The sequence below is a fragment of the Serratia sp. KG1D genome (assembly GCF_037150675.1).
Lineage (GTDB): Bacteria > Pseudomonadota > Gammaproteobacteria > Enterobacterales > Enterobacteriaceae > Serratia > Serratia nematodiphila.
Genome location: NZ_JBAGIH010000001.1, coordinates 239772 through 259343, shown reverse-complemented (window position 1 = coordinate 259343; position 19572 = coordinate 239772). Strand labels below are relative to the sequence as shown.

The following is a 19572-nucleotide window of genomic DNA, read 5'->3' as shown; positions in this document are numbered from 1 at the left end:
GCCCGCCTGGCTGAAGCCGTCACTCCATTTTGGCTGCACAAGGAACTCATCATGACGACCCTGACAGGACAAGCAAGACTCACCAACTCCGCCGCCTACGAGCAAGTGTGGCAAGCGGAGCGCCAGGCCTGCCGCACCGACGCAGATCCCGACACTCTGACGGTCGGCGTGGTGGTGGTGACGCGCAACCCGGCGTTTTTCCAAACCGGGCTCAGCGTACTGAACGATATCCGCGATTATGTTTTCAACCGCGTGCATATCCAGTCCGAGATGCCGCTGAAACTGTTGGATCTGGCGGCGGACTCGCTTTATCAGGCCGCGCGCGAAAAGGCGCTGCACTTTCTCAAAGGCCAAAACAAGGCTATCAACGTTCGCATCATCCAATGCGCCAGCCTGGCCGAGGCCACCGGCAAGATCATCTATACCCATGCGCTGGAACAGCGTCCCGAATTTCATTTGGGCATGCTGTTCTACGATCAGACCACGCCGGCCGGCGTCGATGACAGCATCGAACAGATCGATCGCGATCTGGACGCCTTTTACAGCGCCTTGCAGCGCAGCGGCATTCCCGCGTTTTACACCACCTTCTCCACCGTTGCGTTCATTCGCCGGCTGCGATCGCCCTTCCGCTACCTGCCGCAGCAATACCGCGAAATCGTGCGCAGCGAAGATCCGGCGATTTTCCAAACCGAGCTGTTGTGCCTGTGGATGGACTTCTTCGAGATGAACTACACCAACCGCCGGGTCAAGCCGATCGGCGCGCTGGCGCTGCACAACACGCTGGGTGAGCAGCTGATTCAATTTTTCGAGCGTACCGCCGCCGAACGCTGGCTGGTGTCCTATTACACCGGGTCGATCATCTCCAATCTGATCGGCTATCTGGATCGGCATGCGGAGGCGCGCGGCGCGCTGATCCTGCGCGGCCCTAACGAACACGCCATCGCCTGCGGCGCCATGGCCAACTGGCAGCTGTATCGCATGCCGTTCCTCGGCGTAGTGACCTCCGGAATGATGGATGAATTCAAGGGGACGCTGGCCAACCTCAAGGAAACCGCCGCCCAGGGCATCATCGTCGCGGCGGAAAACCGCGGCAATCAATGGTACAGCTTCCAGGGAACGCTGACGCCGACGGAAGACATGCGTGAAGTGCTCGTCGCCCGCCGCATCCCGTTCGTTTATATCGATGACGTCGAAACGATCGGCACCGGTTTGACGGAAGCCTTCCGCCTTTATCATCAAGGCCAGGGGCCGGTGGTGATTCTGGCGACGCAAAACGTGCTGGAGTCGACCCTGTCGCTGGAGGGCGCCGTCTGCGATCCCTCGCCGATCCCGGTTCTGTCGGCGGACGATCCGCTGCCGATGAGCGAAAGCCTGGCCCAGGCGATAGCGCTGATCAACCGCGGGCCGGAACGGCTGGTGTGGCAGTTGGGCCCGGTCAGCGACGACGAATACGCCCTGATCCATGACATCGCCGACGCCGCCGGCATCGCCCTGGTGGACTCGTTGGCCCATCCAGGCTCGGCGCCGAAATATTATCAGGGCCGGCGCAATCCCCACTACCTGGGCACCCTGGCGATTTACGGCTACAGCCCGCGCGTCTACAACTTCCTGCACACCAACGACAAGCTCAACGCCATGAGCGAGCAGAGCCTGTTTATGATCAAAAGCCGCGTCGCTCAGATCACCACCCCCTTCTCCGACGGCAGGCTGGAGCGCAAGGTTCACCTGGTGCAGCTTACGCACGATGAGCGCCATCTGTCGCCCTATGCCGATCTGCACCTGCACATGAACTGTCTGGCGTTCCTGCGCACGGTGAAAGCGCATCTCGACGTCGATCCGGCATTGCGGGAAAGACGCCGCGCGCTGATCGCCGCCTATCTCGATTCGCCTTCCGACGTGGTCAGCCAGCTTCCCAGTCTGCCCATGTCGGCCAACTACTTCTTCTGCCAGTTGAACCGAGTGATTGAAGAGCTGATCGAAACGGAGGGGTTCGATTTTACCGGCGTATATGACGTCGGCCGGTGCGGCATCTCCGCCGCGCGCAACGTCGCCAAAACGCGCCGCGGCTTTTCCGGCTGGTATGGCCGCGCCCTGATGGGCGACGCTCTGCTGGCCACCGGCTACCTGGCTTACACCAGCCCAAGCCACGTGATGGCGTTTATCGGCGACGGCGCTAAAGGGATCGTACCGGACATCCTGCCGGCTTTTATCGACAACATTCTTACCCATCCACAGTTGCTGAATAAAAGCATCACCGTCTTCTATTTATGCAACGGCGGGCTGTCCGTCATCAATACCTATCAGGAACGCATTCTGTTCAACCGCACCTCACGGCAAATGCGGTTGGTGAACGTCGAACAGCCGGACGTCGAACAAACGGTCAATAACTTCCATATCCAGAGCAAAACGCTTACGCATTTCGACGAAGACGTCATTCGCCAGGCGCTGACCACGCCGCACCGACTCAATCTGTTCTCCGTGGTGCTGGGGCACAACAATGAAGGCGACGGTATCTCGCTGGCCACCGCCAAAGGCTGGCAGCGCGATCCGAGCGACCACGACGCCCTGCAGGAGCGCAAAGCCTGGGCGGCCCAACAGCCCGAATCGACCAGCACCGCCTTCGACCAAGATCCTACACAGGAAGCCACCTCATGAAATTCGGATTCATCGCTCATCCCACCTCACTGGGGTTGAAACGTTACGTCAAAATGCTCGATCTGCTGCAACGCAACTCGACCGAGCAGCACAGCGGCTATACGCGTGAACTGTGGGAACGACAAAACCTGGTTCCCTTTATGAACTTCGCCAGGATCACCTCGGCGACCGGCGCCACTTGCGAAGGGGTGATCAAATACATGCCGCTGGTGGCGGATGAGATGCTGGCCGACGCACGCGGTATCGCCGCCAGGGTGGTCCAAGGCATCGAAGAGCTGGCCGGCGATGGCGCCGAACTGGTCGGTCTCGGCGGTTTTACCTCTATCGTTGGGCGACGCGGCGAAGCCACTGCGGAAAAGTCGCCGGTGCCGGTCACCTCCGGCAACTCGCTGACCACCTACGCCGGCTACAAGGCCTTGATGCAGATCCAGTCCTGGCTGGAAATCCGCCCGGAGGAGGAACCCGTCGCCATCGTCGGCTATCCGGGGTCGATCTGCCTGGCGCTAAGCCGTCTGCTGCTGGCGCACGGTTTCTCTCTCCATTTGCTGCACCGCGCCGGCAACCATGATCGCAGCGAACTGCTCAGCCATTTGCCCGAGGAGTATCACTCGCGCGTCACCCTGACCAGCGATCCCGAAGATCTCTACCCGCGCTGCAAACTGTTTGCCGCCGCGACCTCCGCCGGCGGCGTGATCGACCCCGCCAGACTGCAACCCGGCTCGATCTTCATCGACGTGGCGCTGCCGCGCGATATCGCTTCGGAAACGCGCCCGGCGCGGGATGACATTCTGATCATCGACGGCGGCTGCGTCACCGCCACCGATGCGGTCAAGTTGGGTGGAGAATCGCTCAACGTCACCATCAAGCAACAATTGAACGGCTGCATGGCGGAAACCATTGTGCTGGCGCTGGAAAACCGGCGGGAAAACTTTTCGCTGGGCCGCTATCTGGCGCCGGAAAAAGTGCTGGAGATCGGTGAAATCGCCGAGCGCCACGGGTTCTTCGCCTATCCGCTGGCCTCGTACGGCGAGCGCATCGATCGGCAGAGCGTGATCAATCTCAAGCGCTACTACCACCATGACATCTATGCCGGGGAACCTGCTGATGCGGCGTTGCCCGCATCGCGCCTGGCGTTTATCGACGCGGTCATCGCCCAAACGCCGGCCAGGGAAGACACCCTCGACCGCTATCATCAATACATCAACCCCATGATGGTGGACTTCCTCAAGTTGCAGCGCTGCGACAACGTTTTCCGCAGCGCCGCCGGCACCCAGTTGTATGACGATGCGGGCGAGGCTTTCCTGGACATGGTGGCGGGCTACGGGTGCCTAAACCTGGGCCACAACCCGCAGCCAGTGGTCAACGCGCTGAAAAACTACCTCGACGCTCAAGGCCCCAACTTCATTCAATACATTTCCATTCCCGAACAGACCGCCAAGCTGGCCGAAGTGCTCTGTCGTCTGGCGCCGGGCAACATGGGCCGGGTGTTCTTCAGCAACTCCGGCACCGAAGCCGTCGAAGCCGCGATGAAGATCGCCAAGGCCTCGACGGGCAAGCCGGGCATCGCCTATCTGCGCAACAGTTACCACGGTAAAACGCTGGGCGCGTTGTCCATCACCGGGCGAGACAAACACCGCCGCTATTTCACACCGCTGCTGGACGCGATGGTGGAGGTGCCGTTCGGCGATCTCGCCGCGCTGCGGGAAGCGCTGAACCGTGAAGACGTCGGCGCGCTGATGGTCGAACCGATCCAGGGCGAAGGCGGCGTGCATATCCCGCCCGCCGGTTACCTGCAGGCGGTGCAGCAGCTCTGCCGCGAGACCGGCGTGCTGCTGATGGTGGACGAAGTGCAAACCGGGCTTGGGCGCACCGGCAAACTTTTCGCCTGCGAATGGGACGGTATCGAGCCGGACGTGCTGATGCTGTCGAAATCCCTGTCCGGCGGCCTGATCCCCATCGGCGCCACGCTGTGCCGAGCCGATCTTTGGCAAAAAGCCTATGGCACGGCGGATCGCTTCCTGGTGCACAGTTCCACCTACGGCGGCGGCAACCTCGCCTCGGTCGTCGCCCTCAGCGCGCTGCGCGAGATCCTGGCGCAGGATTTGGTCGGCCATGCCGAACGGATGGGCGCCTACTTTAAGCAGGCACTGAGCGAGATCGCCGCCCGCTATCCGTTCGTCAGCGAGGTGCGCGGCCGCGGCCTGATGCTGGGGATCCAGTTCGACCAGGCGTTCACCGGCGCGGTCAACGCCTCCGCCCGCGAATTCGCCACCCGGCTGCCCGGCGATTGGCACACCACCTGGAAATTCTTGCCCGATCCGGTGCAAGCCCATCTGCGGGCGGCGATGGATCGCATGGAACAGGCGCTCGGCGAAATGTTCTGCATGAAATTCGTCACCAAGCTGTGCCAGGACCACAAGATCCTGACCTTCATTACCGCCAACAGCTCGACGGTGATCCGTATTCAACCCCCGCTCATCATCAGCAAAGCCGAGATCGACCGTTTCGTCGGCGCCTTTGCCACGGTGTGCGAGGAACTCTCCACCTTTTTAGACTAGGGAGCCAGCAATGCCTTTAACCAAGCAAGATGCCGTCAATCAGATGATGGGCTTTTTCCAGGCCAAGGCGCTGACCGCCGCGCTGGCGCTGAAGCTGTTCGATCAGTTGCGCGATCGGGACGCCGACGCGGCGCACATCGCCGCGCGGCTTGACTGCCCGGCGCGTTCGACCGAACAGTTGCTCATCGCGCTGCGGGCCATGGGGTATCTCGACCAACGAGACGGCCTTTATCATCTGCCCGCCGCCCACCGGGCTTTTCTGTTGAGCGACGAACCGCAGTGGCTGGGATGGCTGGGCCGCCACATCGATACCTTCCTGTATCCGCTGTGGGGCGAGCTGAAAACGGCGGTGCGAAACGATGCCCACCAGCGCCGCACGGTATTCGGCGATGACCGCAGTTGGTTCGACATCCTGTACCAAAATCCGGACGACGTGGCGGACTTCCAGGAGTTTCTCGGTAAATTCGCCGCGCCCTTTATCGCCGGCTTTGTTCGCGATTACGACTTCTCGCAACACCGTGCGTTTTTGGATATCGGCAGCGGGATCGGCAGCCTGCCGATGGCGATCGCCGACGCTTATCCGGGGATCGCACTGGCGATCTGCGAACTGCCGCAGGCCTCGGCGTTTTTGCGCGACAAGCTGACGCTGCAAGGCTATGGCGAACGCATTGACGTCGTGGAGGGCGATGTCATCAGCGGCGATCTGCCGATCGGCGGCTATGACCTGATCCACCTGGGATGGATGCTGCACGACTACGCCCCGGAAACCCAACTGACCATCCTGCGCAACATCTATCGGGCGATGCCGGCCGGCGGCCGCTTCATCGCTTCCGAAACGCCGCTGAACGAAGACAAATCAGGGCCGGAATTTACCGCCCTGCTGTCGCTGAACATGCTGGTCTCCACCGACGGTGGCATAGAGAGCAGCGCGCAGGAATACCTGGACAGATTCCGTCTGGCGGGGTTCAGCAACGCGCGCATCATGAAAATTGCCGGCCCACGCACCCTGATCGTCGGCGAAAAATAACCAGTTAGCAACGGGAGCTCGCAATGTTAGAAAGCAAATTGATCCAGCATATCGCCACCCAGTATCTGGATGGCGATCACGACGGCCTGAACGCTCAAACCCCGCTGTTTGAACTGAACGTCGTCGATTCCGCCTCCATTTTCGATCTGGTGGATTTTCTGCGTCAGGAGTCTCATGTCGCCATCGGCATGCATGAGATCCATCCGGCGAACTTCGCCTCGGTGCAGGCGATGGTCGCGCTGGTGCAACGGTTGCAAGCGCAAGTCGCCGCAGGGGGTGTCGCATGAGCGTTCACGCCGTCGATAGCGCCGCAAACGCGCATGAAGCCGTCCGGCAGTCGGTGCTGCACACCTTCGCCCGGCTGACCGAGTATGAACCGTCGGAACTGGCCCTGAGCAGCCATCTGGAAAACGATTTGGGCGTCGACTCCATCGCGCTGGCGGAAATTGCCATGGTGCTGAACCGTCAGTTTCAATTAAATACGCCGCTGGAGATCCAGGAGATCAAAACCATTCAGGATGCGCTCGACGGTATTTTGCAGCGCGGTTTCACGCTGCCGACGCCGAACGCCGCCGCGCAACCTGCCCCCGAGACGCCTCAGGCCTGGTTGAGCGTTCTCGTGCGCCAGGTGTTCGCCACCCACAGCGGATATGAAGTGCGTGATCTGCCCCCCGACGCCGCCATCGAAGGCGACCTGGGCATCGACTCCGTCGCGGTGGTGATGGCGCGCAACGAGCTGCTCAAAACGCTGGGCCTGGACGATAACGCAGCGCTGGCGGAGTGCCGCACGTTGGCTGAGCTGGAGCACAACCTGACGGCGCGGCTGGTTCAGGAACAGGGCGAAGCGTGGTTCAGCCGCTTTGGCCAGCACACCGCCGCATCCGCTGCGCCGCAGCCCACCAAGGCGCCCGCGTCGCCGGACGCGCGCGATGAGCTCGGCGATCCGCGCACCATGCGGGACTTCGTCGGCATCGAGCACCCGGATTTGTTCCATAAAACGCGTGAGTTCGGCGCTTTTTATCGCGATAAAAAACAGCGTCAGCTTTACTGGTACGGCATGCCGCTTGAAACGCCGTGCAAAAACCGCGCGGTCATGTTCGACGAGGTCACCGGCAAAAGCCGCGAATTTCTGATGTTCGGCTCCAACAGCTATCTGGGATTGTCGAACCATCCGGAAGTGATCCACGCCATCCAGGACGCCGCCGGCCTGTACGGCGCCACCAATACCGGGTGCCGCATCATCGCCGGCAGCAACGTGCTGCATCTGGAATTGGAGCGCAAACTGGCCAAGCTCAAAGGGCGCGAAGACTGCATCGTCTATCCGTCCGGCTACTCGGCCAACCTGGGATGCATCTCGGCTCTGACCAGCCGACACGACCTGGTGTTCACCGACGCCATCAACCACATGAGCATCCAGGACGGCTGCAAGTTGGCGGGCGCGCAGCGGAAAATTTATGATCACTCTTTGACCAGCCTTGAGAAATCGCTGGCCAAATACGCCGATCACCCCGGCGGCAAGCTGATCGTCACCGATGGCGTTTTCAGCATGCACGGCGATATCGTCGATCTGCCGCGCCTGATGAAGCTGGCCGAACGCTACGGCGCACGCGTATTGGTCGACGACGCGCACGCGACCGGCGTCTTGGGCAAAACCGGCTCGGGCACGGCGGAACACTTCAATATGAAAGGCCGGGTGGATCTCGAGCTGGGCACCATGAGCAAGGCGCTGTCGGGATTAGGCGGCTTCGTTTGCGCCGATGGCGAAGTGGTCGAATACCTGCGTTTCTACTCCAACTCCTATGTTTTCGCCGCCACCATCCCCGCCGCAGTCGCCGCCGGCGTGATCGCCTCCATCGACGTGATGCTGCGTGAACCCGAGCGACTGGCCAAGCTGTGGGACAACATCTACTACTTCCGCACGCTGCTGCTTAACGCCGGCTTTGACCTTGAGCATTCCGACTCGGCCATCATTCCGGTGGTGGTGGGTGACGACGCCAAAACGCTGCTGTTCGGCCGCGCCGTCCGGGCGCGCGGGCTATTCTGCCAGACCGTGGTCTTCCCGGGCGTCAGCGTGGGTGACGCCCGCTTACGCATCAGCGTGACCAGTGAACACACGCGTGAAGATCTGGATGAAGCCTACGCCATTTTGGTGGCGGCGGCGCTGGAGACCGGCGTGCCGGTCAACGGCGATGTCCGACGGGAAGAGCGCGCACGCGCCGCCGAGGTCTGACATCATGGCAACCTTCATTTCACCGATACTGGAGGCCCTGTTCCAGCACGCCCGCCAAGCGCCGGAAAGCACCGCTCTGCTGTGCGGCGATCGGCGCTGGAGCTATCGTCGCTTGGCCGATCGCGCCTGCATGATGGCGGCGGCGCTGCGACATGCCGGGTTGAAGCAGCAGGCCGTGCTGCTCAACCTGCAGAAAGGGCCCGACGCCGTCGCCGCCATGTACGCATGTTGGCTGAGCGGCAACCACTATGTCCCTATCGATTTCAGCCAACCGACGGCGCGCATCGAACGCATTATCGCCACCGCCTCACCCGCGCTGATCGTCGATGAGGGCTGGTTGAGCGCGCTCGATGGCCGCACCGATCTCGATGGCGCCTGGCCGGAAGCGATCGCCGCGCTCGGCTCCCCCCTCGCCGCCATTCTCTATACTTCAGGCTCCACAGGCACCCCGAAAGGGGTGCAAATCACCCATGACATGCTGACGTTTTTCATCGGCTGGGCCGTCAGCGATACGCAACTGACGGCACGCGACGTGCTGGCCAATCATGCCAGTTTCGCCTTTGATCTGAGCACCTTCGATCTGTTCGCCGGCGTTTGCGCCGGCGCCGCGACCTGGATCGTGCGCGAAGATGAACAGAAAGATTGCCAGGCTCTCGTTCGCGGATTGCAAACGCACGGCGTCACTCTGTGGTACAGCGTACCTTCGATTTTAGCCATGCTGGAAAAGAGCGCGTTGCTGGCGCCATCGACGGTGAAAACGCTGCGCCAGGTCACGTTCGCCGGTGAGCCTTATCCGGCCGCCGCGCTGAGGCGTCTGGTTGCGCATCTGCCGGCCCGGTGCCGCGTCAGCAACTGGTATGGCCCGACGGAAACCAATGTCTGCACCGCCTACGCGCTGGATCGAACGCAGTTGGCGACGCTGGAGCAGATCCCCATCGGCCATCCGCTGCCCGGCTTGACGGCGCAGTTGGTCGATGAACAGGGGCGCCTGCAGCCGATTGACGGTACGCCGGGCCGACGCGGAGAATTGCTGATCGGCGGGCCGTGCGTTACCCCCGGCTACAGCAACGTCGCCTCATCGCGGCAAGCGCAATGGCATCCGCGCCAATGCCACGCGACCGGCGACTGGGTGGAGACGACGGCGAATGGGCTGGTCTACCGAGGCCGGCTGGACGACATGGTGAAAATCAACGGCTACCGGGTGGAATTGGGTGAGATTGAATCGATCCTTCATCACCATCCCTCGGTCAGCCAGGCCGCACTGTATGTCGAGCTCGGCGAGCTGAAGCAAAAACTGATCGCCGTGATCACCCTCCATCCCGGCGCGCTCCGCCCCAACCTGCTGGAGCTCAAGCAGTTCCTGCAGCCCAGGCTGCCCGCCTATATGCTCCCCAGCCAACTGGTGGTCGCCGACAGCCTGCCCACCAACGCCAACGGCAAGGTGGACAGAGGACGTTTGTCCGAGGTGAACGCGCGATGAACCAGGAAATTCATGCCGCGCCGCTGGCGCTGGTCGGCATCGGCTGCGCACTGCCCGGCATCGATCGTATCGATCTGTCCAACGGCGCCGCCTGGTCGGCGCTGTTCGACGCCCCGCCGCCGATGCCGTGGAGCGATGCGGCCGCGCCGATCCGCGGTCGCCAGATCGACGACGCCGCGTTTGATTTCAAAAAATTCGCCATCCCGCCGCTGTTTCGACTGGCGGTCAGCCGCGAGACCCGCCTGGCGCTGCAGGCCGCCTCCGCCGCCATGCAGCATCTGACGTTATCCGACGCGTTGCGCGACCGCTGCGATCAATTTTGCGCCACCCATTTGGGCAGTGATGCGGCCTATCGCAACGCCACCAAAATCGGCGCGCTGCGCAGGCTGGCCGAACGGCTTGACGCTCAGGGGCTCTCACCGGCGGCGGTCATGCGCCGGATTGACGATTACAAACAGCCGCTGGCCCAGGCGTTCGGCAGTTCATCCCACGATCGCGTAGGGGAAATGGCCTCCAGCATTCCCGCGCGCATCGCCCATTTCGCCCGCACGCGCGGTAAATGCCAAACCCTCGACGGCGCCGATCTGGGCGGCCTGCGCTTGCTGCAGTTGGCGCAAGACTGTTTTCGCCATGCCGACAGCCGCATGGCGGTGCTGACCGCCGTACAATGCTTCCACCATCAACCCCAGGCGGACATGCTGTTGGCGCAGGGCGTTTCCTCTTCGGCCTGTTGGCTGGAGGGGGCGATCAGCCTGGTTGTTTGCCCGCTGGACGTCGCTCAGGAACAGGGATGGCCAGCGATCGCGCAATTGTCGACCCTGATCGCCGAACGACAGGATGCCGCGCCGAGCGCCGGCTATTTTGCCGGCGCCAATCAGGTTTTCTGCCATCTCCTCGACATGCTGTTGCAACGGCAACAGACGTGCGCCGGCCACTCGTTCACCGGCTATCGCTGGCGGATTGACGCGGCGTCTCCCCCCTCATTAAAACCGACGGCTTCGCCACGCATCAGCATCATCGACTATCAGCCCATCACCGCGCAGGGGCTGGATAAAGCGCGTTTCTGGCAGGCCTTGCGCAACGGTGAGGACGCCCTGCGCGATCACAGCCCCGAGCAGTTGCACCCCGGCGCCTTCGTGCGCCCCACGCCGCAAAAGCTCAGCGCCTACACCGCTCATGCCATGTGCTTCCCAACGCACGATCCGGTGCGGCTTGAGCTGACGCGGCCTATGATGCCGGCCAAAAAGCAGCGCCTCGACGTCACACAACTGCACGCCCTCAACGGCTGCGCGGCGTGGCCCGACAGCCTGCGACGCTTTGAACGCATCGCCATTATCGTCGCCAGCAACCTGTCTTTGAGCGCCGATCGACAACAGGCCATGAGCGCGCTGTGGCCGGCATTGCCTTCCGCCGGCGTCCCCCTTTCGCCACCGCCCCAACCCGCGATCAACCGCTGGAGCTGGCATGGCGCCTGCGGCCTCGGCACCGCGCAGCTGTTGGCGCAACAGCTCGGCGTCGAGGCGGACTGCTACGCGGTCGAGGCAGCCTGCGCCAGTTCGCTGGCCGCCTTGCACAATGCGGTCAGGGCGTTACAGGCCGGCCGCTACGATGCGGTGCTCGTCGGCGGCATAGAAACGGCGACGCTCGAACGCGATATGGTGCTGTGCAGCGCGCAAATGATGCTTTCCGCTTCGCGTATGCGACCTTTCGCCCGACAAGCCGACGGTTTTACTCCCGGCGACGGTGGCGGCTTCTTCATTCTGACCGGCCAGGCGACATCGCGGGCCATCGCCACCATCGAAGCGATATCGGGATCTTGCGACAGCTATTCCATGACCGCGCCCGATCCCGAGGGCCAGGCGTTGGCAATCGAAAAAACCCAGAGCCTGAGCGCCGTCGAAGCGCGCCAGATACAGTATCTCGAAGCGCACGGCACCGGCACCGAACTGGGCGATCGGGCAGAAGTCGCGTCATTGCATCAGGGGTATCGCCGCGCCGCGCGCGCCCCTTTGTACATCGGTTCAGTGAAGTACAACTTCGGCCACTGTTTCGCCGGCGCCGGCGCGCTCAGCCTGTGCAAAGTGCTGAGCGCTTTCGAACACGGTCAAATCCCGCCCACGCCGGTGGCGACATTGAATGCCGAACTGCCGCTGGCGGCGATCCCGGCCGAAATCCCGCAAATCGCGCTCGACTGGCCACAGGGTGAAGACGGGCGTCGGGCGGCGATCAACGGCTTTGGCACCGGTGGCATCAATTACCATTTGCTTATCCATCAACCCATTTAAAAAGGCCGCCCAGATGCACATTATCGTCCATAAGATTCGGCTAAAAGACATCGCCCACCGCGCCGCGTTTCGCGACTGGGTGGAGACGACCGATTACCAGGCTTGCCGCCACCTCGATGCGGTACGCGCCTTCGATGTCATCGAAGTCAGCCCTTCGGCGGAGGCGCCGTTTCACTTTATCGAAATCATTCAGCTGAACTCGCTGAAAATGTTCGAGCGCGAGATGCAAACCCCGCTGTTTCAAAGCCTGGTTGAACGCTTTAATCAGTTGGCGGAAGTCGTTGACGAAATCAGCGGAGAACGCATCGCCGATGGTTATCGAGCTTAGCGTGGCGCCGCGTATCGTCATCGCGCTGGGCGGCCCCCACCGCTGCGCCGCCGTTCGGGGATTGCGGCATCTGTCGGCGGTGAAAAACCACGCGCGGGCACAGGCCATCGCGCTGCTGAACCGGACATGGTGCCGGGGGGACGCGACCGGCTTTACGCTGCGCCATGAGGCGAGTGGACAACCGTTCGGCGAACACCTCCTGCTGGGACGCCGCCACGTTTCTCTCAGCCATTCGCATGCCTGGTACGCCAGCGCCACCGGCGATATCCCGCTCGGCATCGATCTGCAGCATTATCGCCCCTTCTCCGGCGCGGCGCTGCGCTGGGCCTTTGGCGAGGCGGAGCAGCGATTGGGACGCATACAGGCCTGCGCCGTCTGGGCCATTCGCGAAGCATTTTTAAAAAGCCACGGCCGCGGCCTGCCCTACGAATTGAGGACGCTCGGCATCGACTGGCACACGGGGTTGGTCTCAAGCGCAGACGGCAGTTTGGCGAGCAGACGCTTCTGGCTGTGGCGCAGCCTGGACTGGGCATGCGCACTCTGCTTTCCGGCGGAGGAAAGCATGTCGTTCAGAGCGAACGTTACCGTATTTTCCCTGCCCGCCCCTTCCGCTTTCGGAGCCTTATCATGACCCAAGACCTTTTCGCCGCGGCGCTGCAACAGGCCGTGGACATCGCGCGGCAGGCGCCCTCTTCACACAACTGCCAACCCTGGTCTCTCCACTATGACGCCGACGCCCGATGTGGCCGGTTGGCTATCGACCGCCGTCGCGCCTTGCAGAGTCTGCCTTCGCTGGAACGCGAGATGCTGATGAGCTGCGGGATTTTCTTCGAGTACCTCAGCGCGCTGCTCAACTGTGCAGGCACGCCTCTCGCCTGGCGTTGGGAGCATGGCCCCACGCATTTACTGAGCTTTGCCCCCGCCGCGCCTGCCGCGCCCGATCGCGCCGCCCATCGCCAATTGGCGCAGCTGATCGGCGAGCGGCATACCGCACGGGCGGCCTATCAGCCTACGCCAATCAATGAAGCGCAGCGGATGCAGCTGCAAACCTTGTTCGACGGAACGGCGAGTTCGCTCAGTATCGCAGGTGACGAACGCGCTCGCCGCCGGGTCGCGCAGCTCACCGCTCGTCACGCCGCGCTCGATTTCTCGGATCGCCAAGCCTGGCGCGAAACCTATCAATACATCCGCTTCAACGAACGGCAGCCTACCGACGACGGTTTTCACCTGCACCACCTGTTTGGCCCGGTATCCCCAGCATTCAAGCGCTTCTTCCAAGTGGCGTTTCATCCTCGCTTAAGCCGGCTGGCGGCCGGGTTGCGCTTGCCGGCTTATATGGCGCAAGGGCTGGCGCAACGCGTCGCGGAAGGCCCGCAATACCTGGCGCTGTGTCTGAACGACGAAAGTGCCGAGCACCTGTTCGCCACCGGCATGCGGCTTGGACGTCTGTGGCTCACGCTGCAACACTGGGGTTGGGGATTGCATCCGATCAGCGTTCTGGTGCAACACGCCGAGGCGCGTCGCGAGCTCGCAGCAACCCTGGCGCTCAGCGCTCCCCCGGTGTTTTTTGCCCGCTTCGGCCACCTGCAACAATGGGGCAGCGCAGCGCCCAGACGCAGCTGGCAAAGCATTTTGACCGCGCCGCCATCCGGCGAATGCGCGCCCCCGGGGAACGATTCCCCCTAATCCGCTGAGGAGAACACAATGAACGTATGGATTGCTTTGGCCGCTGTTTTGTTGATCCTTGCCCTGCTGGCGTTTATTACCAGCCGCGGCGCTCAAGACACTCGCCCGATGTTTCTGTGGGGATTCAACGCCATGGGGCCGGTTACTCTGGTCTATTGCTATTTCGGCGAGGGCGATCTGAGCCACAAAGCCCTGATCCTTGTCATGGTCGGCCTGTACCTGCTGCGCATGAACATCGTGCTGACACGTTGGTACGGCAATACCGCCGCGGCCAAACTCAAGGACGTGATGCCCACGCAGCAGGTGCCATGGCTGGCGGTGATGATGGTCATGATCTTCGGCGGCCTGTACTGCCTGCCCTTCTATTGGGCCAGCCAACTGCAGGGGCCGTGGGGCGCGCTGCAATGGCTGGCCATTGGGGTCTACCTGATAGGCACGCTGTTCCACTTCGGCAGCGATTATCAAAAACGGCGCTTCAAACAGGATCCGAACAATAAAGGCCGGCTGCTGAACAACGGCTTTTGGGGGTTGGCGCGCCATCCGAATTATTTCGGCGACTTTCTTATTTTCGTCAGCTTCGGGCTGCTTGCCGGCAACCTGTTTGGCCTGATCGCACCGCTGACTAACCTGGTGCAGTATTTCGCCGACGCCATTCCCAAAAGCGAGAAAATGGCCGAGAAGCGCTACGGCGAGGTCTGGCGCAACTATAAACGTCAGGTTAAGTGTTTCATTCCTTTCGTGCTGTAACCCCAATGCGGCAGCGCGGTCCGGGCAAGCTGACCGCGTTGCCGCCGATAAAACACCTTGTTATACAACACAAAACGACCGTCACGCCCGCGCAAGTAAAAACCGCCTTGACCTTACCCTTGCGGGAAGGTTTAAGCTCCCTTCTTAGTGAAAACAGGTCAGGCGGTCAACCTTTAAACACCGCCTTCTAAGCAAGGAGTCCAATCATGTCACACACCACTATGCTGGCATTGCAGGGGCTGTCCTGCATGAACTGCGCGCAGCGGGTGAAAAAAGCCCTGGAAAGCCGCAGCGATGTCGAACAGGCGGACGTTAACGTGCATTACGCCAAAGTGACCGGCGAAGCGCCGGACAGCGCATTGATCGACAGCGTGATCGCCGCCGGTTATCAGGCCGAAGTCGCGCCGCACGCCGATACCGAACTGCAGCTGAGCGGCCTGAGCTGCATGCACTGCGTCGGCACCACTCGCAAGGCGCTGGAAGCGGTGCCGGGCGTGTTCGCCGCCGACGTCGAGATCGACAGCGCGAAAGTGTACGGCGATGCCGATCCGCAGGCGCTGATCGCTGCGGTGGAAGATGCCGGTTATCACGCCAGCGTGGCGGGCGCCGTCGTCCCAAAAACTGAGCCGTTGGCTGACGCAACACCTTCGTTGCCGGACGTTCAGCCAGCGGCGCAACCTTCCCTTCCGGCAACCGACAGCGCGGACGACAGCGTACAGCTGCTGCTCAGCGGCATGACCTGCGCCAGCTGCGTCAATAAAGTGCAGCAGGCGCTGCAAAGCGTACCCGGCGTAGAACACGCGCGCGTCAACCTGGCGGAACGCAGCGCGCTGGTGACCGGCGCCGCCGATGCGCAAGCGCTGGTGGCGGCGGTGGAAAAAGCCGGCTACGGTGCCGAGATGATTCAGGACGAAACCGAACGCCGCGAACGCCAGCAGCAGACCGCACGCGCCAACATGATGCGCTTTAGCTGGCAGGCGGCGCTCGGTCTGGCGTTGGGTATCCCGCTGATGGCCTGGGGGCTGTTCGGCGGCAGCATGACGCTGACGCCGGAAACCCAGCGCCCCTGGCTGCTGGTCGGCGTCATCACCCTGGCGGTGATGGTGTTCGCCGGCGGGCACTTCTACCGCAACGCCTGGCGCGCGCTGATGAACGGCAGCGCCACCATGGACACCCTGGTGGCGCTCGGCACCGGCGCCGCCTGGCTTTACTCGATCGCCGTCAACGTTTGGCCCGATTTCTTCCCGATGGAAGCGCGCCACCTCTATTACGAGGCCAGCGCGATGATCATCGGTTTGATCAACCTCGGCCATGCGCTGGAGCAGCGCGCCCGTCAGCGTTCTTCACAGGCGCTGGAGCGGCTGCTGGATCTGACGCCACCCACCGCGCGCCTGGTGACCGACGACGGCGAGCGCGATATCCCGCTGGCGGAGGTGCAGCTCGGCATGACGCTGCGGCTGACCACCGGCGATCGCGTGCCGGTCGACGGTGAAATCGTACAGGGCGAAGTCTGGCTCGATGAAGCGATGCTGACCGGCGAAGCGGTGCCGCAGCAGAAAGGCGCCGGCGACACGGTGCATGCCGGGACGGTGGTCGACGACGGCAGCGTGCTGTTCCGCGCCGCCGCCATCGGCAGCCAAACCACGCTGGCGCGCATCATCAAACTGGTGCGTCAGGCGCAGAGCAGTAAACCGGCGATTGGCCAACTGGCTGACCGCGTCTCGGCGGTGTTCGTGCCGGCGGTAGTGGCGATCGCCCTGTTCAGCGCGGCGATATGGTACTTCTTTGGCCCGCAGCCGCAGCTGGTCTATACGCTGGTGATCGCCACCACGGTGCTGATCATCGCCTGCCCGTGCGCATTGGGCCTGGCGACGCCGATGTCGATCATTTCAGGCGTCGGCCGCGCGGCGGAGTTCGGCGTGCTGGTGCGCGACGCCGACGCCCTGCAGCAGGCCAGCCAGTTGGACACCCTGGTGTTCGACAAAACCGGCACCCTGACCGAAGGGAAACCGCAGGTGGTGGAGATCCTGACCTTCAATCAGGTCAGCGAACAGCAGGCGATCGGCTGGGCCGCCGCGCTGGAACAAGGCTCCAACCACCCGCTGGCGCGCGCCATCATGGAACGCGCCGCTGGGCAAACGCTGCCGCAGGTCGCGCAGTTCCGCACCCTGCGCGGCGCCGGCGTCAGCGGGGAGATCGACGGCGTGCAGGTGCTGCTGGGCAACGCCGCGCTGCTGGAACAGCATCAGGTCGCGACCGCCGAACTGGAAGCGCCGATGCGCGCCCAGGCCGAACGCGGCGTGACGCCGGTGCTGCTGGCCGTGGACGGTAAACCGGCCGCGCTGTTCGCCATTCGCGATCCGCTGCGCGAGGACAGCGTCGCGGCGCTGCAGCGCCTGCACCAACAGGGGTATCAGCTGGTGATGCTGACCGGCGACAACCCGGTAACCGCCAACGCCATCGCCAAAGAGGCCGGTATCGATCGGGTGATTGCCGGCGTGCTGCCGGACGGCAAAGCGGCGGCGATCAAACAGTTGCAGGCGCAGGGCCAGCGCGTGGCGATGGTCGGCGACGGCATCAACGACGCCCCGGCGCTGGCGCAGGCCGACGTGGGCATCGCGATGGGCGGCGGCAGCGACATCGCCATCGAGACCGCCGCCATCACCCTGATGCGCCACAGCCTGCACGGCGTGGCGGATGCGGTAGCGCTGTCGAAGGCCACGCTGCGCAACATGAAGCAGAACCTGTTCGGCGCCTTTATCTACAATACGCTGGGCATTCCGATCGCCGCCGGCGTGCTCTACCCGCTGACCGGCACGCTGCTCAGCCCGGTGGTGGCGGGCGCGGCGATGGCGCTGTCGTCCATTACCGTGGTCAGCAACGCCAACCGGCTGCTGCGTTTTAAACCGCAGAAGTGATCGCCGGGGCGCCGTCATGGCGCCCCGCTGTTTTCCGGGCTTTCCTGCGCGGCGGATAGCGTTTAGCATGAATAACGATTTCCCCTCGCCTTTCATGCTGAAACGCGCACCCGTTATTCAGGAGCCACGCCGTATGGGTCAACTGTTACGCCGCCTCGCCGCCTTTCTCGGCCTGATCTCGCCCAAGCGTTACGCTTATCCGGCGTTGGACATCACCCTGCCTGGCGATCGTCGGCTGCATCTGGTGGGCAGCATCCATATGGGCACCGTCGATATGTCGCCGTTGCCGCCCCGGCTGGCCGCCCGGCTGCAACAGGCCGACGCGCTGATCGTCGAAGCCGATATCACCGACTCCGCCTCCCCTTTCGACCACGCCGAGCTGCAGCCGGAGCTGGAACAGCGCCTGTCCGCCGAAGAATATCAACGGTTGCTGGCGCTGTGCCATGAGCTGGGCGCCGACCCGCACGCCTTCGCTACCCTGCCCGGCTGGCAGGTGGCGCTGATGATGCAGGCGCGCCAGGCTCAGCGTTTGGGGCTGCGCGCGGAATATGGCGTGGACTATCAGCTGCTGCAGGCCGCCCGGGCGCAGGACAAACCGGTGATCGAACTGGAAGGCGCGCGGCAGCAGCTGGCGATGCTGGAACAATTGCCGGAAGGCGGCATTGCGCTGCTGCGCGATACGCTGGAACACTGGCATACCAACGCGCGGCTGCTGCAAACCATGGTGAGCTGGTGGCTGGACGCCAAACCGCGCGGTACGCTGGACACGCTGCCCGCCACCTTCAGCGCTGGGCTGTATGACGTGCTGATGCATCAGCGCAATCGCGACTGGCGGCATCAGCTGGAGGCGCTGCCTGCCGGTGACTATGTGGTGGCGGTTGGCGCATTGCACCTGTACGGCGAGGATAACCTGCCGGCGATGCTGCAGCCACAGGGGTAAAAAAGAGGCCAATATCGCTATTGGCCAGTCAAAGAGGAATTTCTTGTATTCTAGTTATACGCATAGCAACCGTGTTAACGGTTACAGTAAACAGGGTAGCAACCCGGTGAATATCTTGGCAACCCGCTTTATGTAACAGCCGCTCAGGTTGCCGGGCAGGTTGGATTTTTGTATTTTTAAGGCTGGTTATCACCCTTTCCCCGCCGGGGACATTTTGGACAACACATCATGACGCCCGCAGTCGTTCTGCTTGAGAAACAAAAGGTCGCCTTCACCCTCCATCCTTATCACCACGACAGCGACGAAACCAACTTCGGCGACGAGGCGGTGAGAAAGCTGGGGCTGGATGCCGATCGGGTTTACAAAACCTTGCTGGTGGCGCTGAACGGCGACGCCAAACACCTGGCGGTGGCGGTCACGCCGGTCGCGACCCAGTTGGATCTGAAGAAGGTCGCCCGCGCGCTCGGCGCCAAAAAGGCCGAGATGGCCGATCCGCAGTTGGCGCAGCGCGTCACCGGTTATCTGGTGGGCGGCATCAGCCCGCTGGGGCAGAAAAAACGGCTGCCGACGGTGATCGACAGCCCGGCGCAAGCGTTCACCACCATCTACGTTTCCGGCGGCAAACGCGGGCTGGACATCGAACTGGCCGCCGCCGATCTGTGCCGCCTGCTGGCCGGCAGCTTCGCCGACATCGCCAAACGCGACTGACGCCGCGCGC

Annotated in this window: 14 protein-coding genes; all 14 read left to right on the top strand. The window is 62.8% G+C overall.

Going from position 1 to position 19572, the window contains the following annotated elements:
• Nucleotides 1-51: 51 nt before the first annotated feature.
• The 14 genes from WFM45_RS01250 (at nt 52) to ybaK (ending at nt 19562) form a co-directional block, all read left to right on the top strand.
• Nucleotides 52-2655, top strand: coding sequence for a biosynthesis protein PigD (locus WFM45_RS01250; RefSeq protein ID WP_336954176.1), 2604 nt, complete (start codon nt 52-54; stop codon nt 2653-2655).
• Nucleotides 2652-5213 (top strand): aminotransferase class III-fold pyridoxal phosphate-dependent enzyme, encoded by a 2562-nt coding sequence (locus WFM45_RS01245; RefSeq protein ID WP_336954175.1) that lies wholly within the window; start codon nt 2652-2654, stop codon nt 5211-5213. Before WFM45_RS01250 ends, WFM45_RS01245 begins: the two co-directional genes overlap by 4 nt.
• Before the next feature lie 10 nt (nt 5214-5223).
• Nucleotides 5224-6240: a methyltransferase gene (locus tag WFM45_RS01240; RefSeq protein WP_004940222.1), complete on the top strand. Its 1017-nt coding sequence runs from the start codon at nt 5224-5226 to the stop codon at nt 6238-6240.
• A 23-nt stretch (nt 6241-6263) separates the two neighbouring features.
• Nucleotides 6264-6527 (top strand): acyl carrier protein, encoded by a 264-nt coding sequence (locus tag WFM45_RS01235; protein WP_004940224.1) that lies wholly within the window; start codon nt 6264-6266, stop codon nt 6525-6527.
• On the top strand, nt 6524-8470 hold the full coding sequence (locus WFM45_RS01230; protein WP_336954171.1) for an aminotransferase class I/II-fold pyridoxal phosphate-dependent enzyme: 1947 nt from the start codon (nt 6524-6526) through the stop codon (nt 8468-8470). Before WFM45_RS01235 ends, WFM45_RS01230 begins: the two co-directional genes overlap by 4 nt.
• 4 nt (nt 8471-8474) lie before the next feature.
• A complete protein-coding gene (gene pigI / locus WFM45_RS01225; protein ID WP_336954169.1) occupies nt 8475-9950 on the top strand; it encodes an L-proline--[L-prolyl-carrier protein] ligase PigI in 1476 nt (491 codons plus the stop codon).
• Nucleotides 9947-12235: a polyketide synthase gene (locus tag WFM45_RS01220; protein WP_033633965.1), complete on the top strand. Its 2289-nt coding sequence runs from the start codon at nt 9947-9949 to the stop codon at nt 12233-12235. The genes pigI and WFM45_RS01220 overlap by 4 nt, the downstream gene beginning before the upstream one ends.
• Nucleotides 12236-12248: 13 nt before the next feature.
• Entirely contained in the window at nt 12249-12563 is a 315-nt protein-coding gene (locus tag WFM45_RS01215) for a RedY-like protein (RefSeq protein WP_004940233.1), read from the top strand.
• The gene (locus WFM45_RS01210; protein WP_033633966.1) at nt 12547-13194 is read left to right on the top strand and encodes a 4'-phosphopantetheinyl transferase; all 648 of its coding nucleotides are present in this window, start codon (nt 12547-12549) and stop codon (nt 13192-13194) included. Before WFM45_RS01215 ends, WFM45_RS01210 begins: the two co-directional genes overlap by 17 nt.
• Complete coding sequence (locus WFM45_RS01205; RefSeq protein WP_088381301.1) at nt 13191-14249, top strand: prodigiosin biosynthesis protein PigM; 1059 nt, start codon at nt 13191-13193, stop codon at nt 14247-14249. Before WFM45_RS01210 ends, WFM45_RS01205 begins: the two co-directional genes overlap by 4 nt.
• An 18-nt stretch (nt 14250-14267) precedes the next feature.
• The gene (locus tag WFM45_RS01200; RefSeq protein ID WP_336954163.1) at nt 14268-14996 is read left to right on the top strand and encodes a DUF1295 domain-containing protein; all 729 of its coding nucleotides are present in this window, start codon (nt 14268-14270) and stop codon (nt 14994-14996) included.
• Between the two features lie 206 nt (nt 14997-15202).
• On the top strand, nt 15203-17914 hold the full coding sequence (copA, locus tag WFM45_RS01195; protein ID WP_099982428.1) for a copper-exporting P-type ATPase CopA: 2712 nt from the start codon (nt 15203-15205) through the stop codon (nt 17912-17914).
• A 133-nt stretch (nt 17915-18047) separates the two neighbouring features.
• Nucleotides 18048-18854 carry a TraB/GumN family protein gene (locus tag WFM45_RS01190; RefSeq protein ID WP_048322358.1) on the top strand — a complete coding sequence of 269 codons (807 nt, stop codon included), beginning with the start codon at nt 18048-18050 and terminating at the stop codon, nt 18852-18854.
• 228 nt (nt 18855-19082) lie between these two features.
• Complete coding sequence (gene ybaK / locus WFM45_RS01185; RefSeq protein WP_033633969.1) at nt 19083-19562, top strand: Cys-tRNA(Pro)/Cys-tRNA(Cys) deacylase YbaK; 480 nt, start codon at nt 19083-19085, stop codon at nt 19560-19562.
• The last annotated feature ends 10 nt before the right edge of the window (nt 19563-19572 follow it).

Excerpts from the sequence above, each read along its gene's own strand:
- pigI (WP_336954169.1), top strand. The coding sequence starts at position 8,475 with ATGGCAACCTTCATTTCACCGATACTGGAGGCCCTGTTCCAGCACGCC.
- WFM45_RS01215 (WP_004940233.1), top strand. The coding sequence starts at position 12,249 with ATGCACATTATCGTCCATAAGATTCGGCTAAAAGACATCGCCCACCGC.
- WFM45_RS01235 (WP_004940224.1), top strand. The coding sequence starts at position 6,264 with ATGTTAGAAAGCAAATTGATCCAGCATATCGCCACCCAGTATCTGGAT.
- ybaK (WP_033633969.1), top strand. The coding sequence starts at position 19,083 with ATGACGCCCGCAGTCGTTCTGCTTGAGAAACAAAAGGTCGCCTTCACC.
- WFM45_RS01205 (WP_088381301.1), top strand. The coding sequence starts at position 13,191 with ATGACCCAAGACCTTTTCGCCGCGGCGCTGCAACAGGCCGTGGACATC.
- WFM45_RS01200 (WP_336954163.1), top strand. The coding sequence starts at position 14,268 with ATGAACGTATGGATTGCTTTGGCCGCTGTTTTGTTGATCCTTGCCCTG.
- WFM45_RS01245 (WP_336954175.1), top strand. The coding sequence starts at position 2,652 with ATGAAATTCGGATTCATCGCTCATCCCACCTCACTGGGGTTGAAACGT.
- WFM45_RS01190 (WP_048322358.1), top strand. The coding sequence starts at position 18,048 with ATGGGTCAACTGTTACGCCGCCTCGCCGCCTTTCTCGGCCTGATCTCG.
- WFM45_RS01230 (WP_336954171.1), top strand. The coding sequence starts at position 6,524 with ATGAGCGTTCACGCCGTCGATAGCGCCGCAAACGCGCATGAAGCCGTC.
- WFM45_RS01240 (WP_004940222.1), top strand. The coding sequence starts at position 5,224 with ATGCCTTTAACCAAGCAAGATGCCGTCAATCAGATGATGGGCTTTTTC.
- WFM45_RS01220 (WP_033633965.1), top strand. The coding sequence starts at position 9,947 with ATGAACCAGGAAATTCATGCCGCGCCGCTGGCGCTGGTCGGCATCGGC.
- WFM45_RS01210 (WP_033633966.1), top strand. The coding sequence starts at position 12,547 with ATGGTTATCGAGCTTAGCGTGGCGCCGCGTATCGTCATCGCGCTGGGC.
- WFM45_RS01250 (WP_336954176.1), top strand. The coding sequence starts at position 52 with ATGACGACCCTGACAGGACAAGCAAGACTCACCAACTCCGCCGCCTAC.
- copA (WP_099982428.1), top strand. The coding sequence starts at position 15,203 with ATGTCACACACCACTATGCTGGCATTGCAGGGGCTGTCCTGCATGAAC.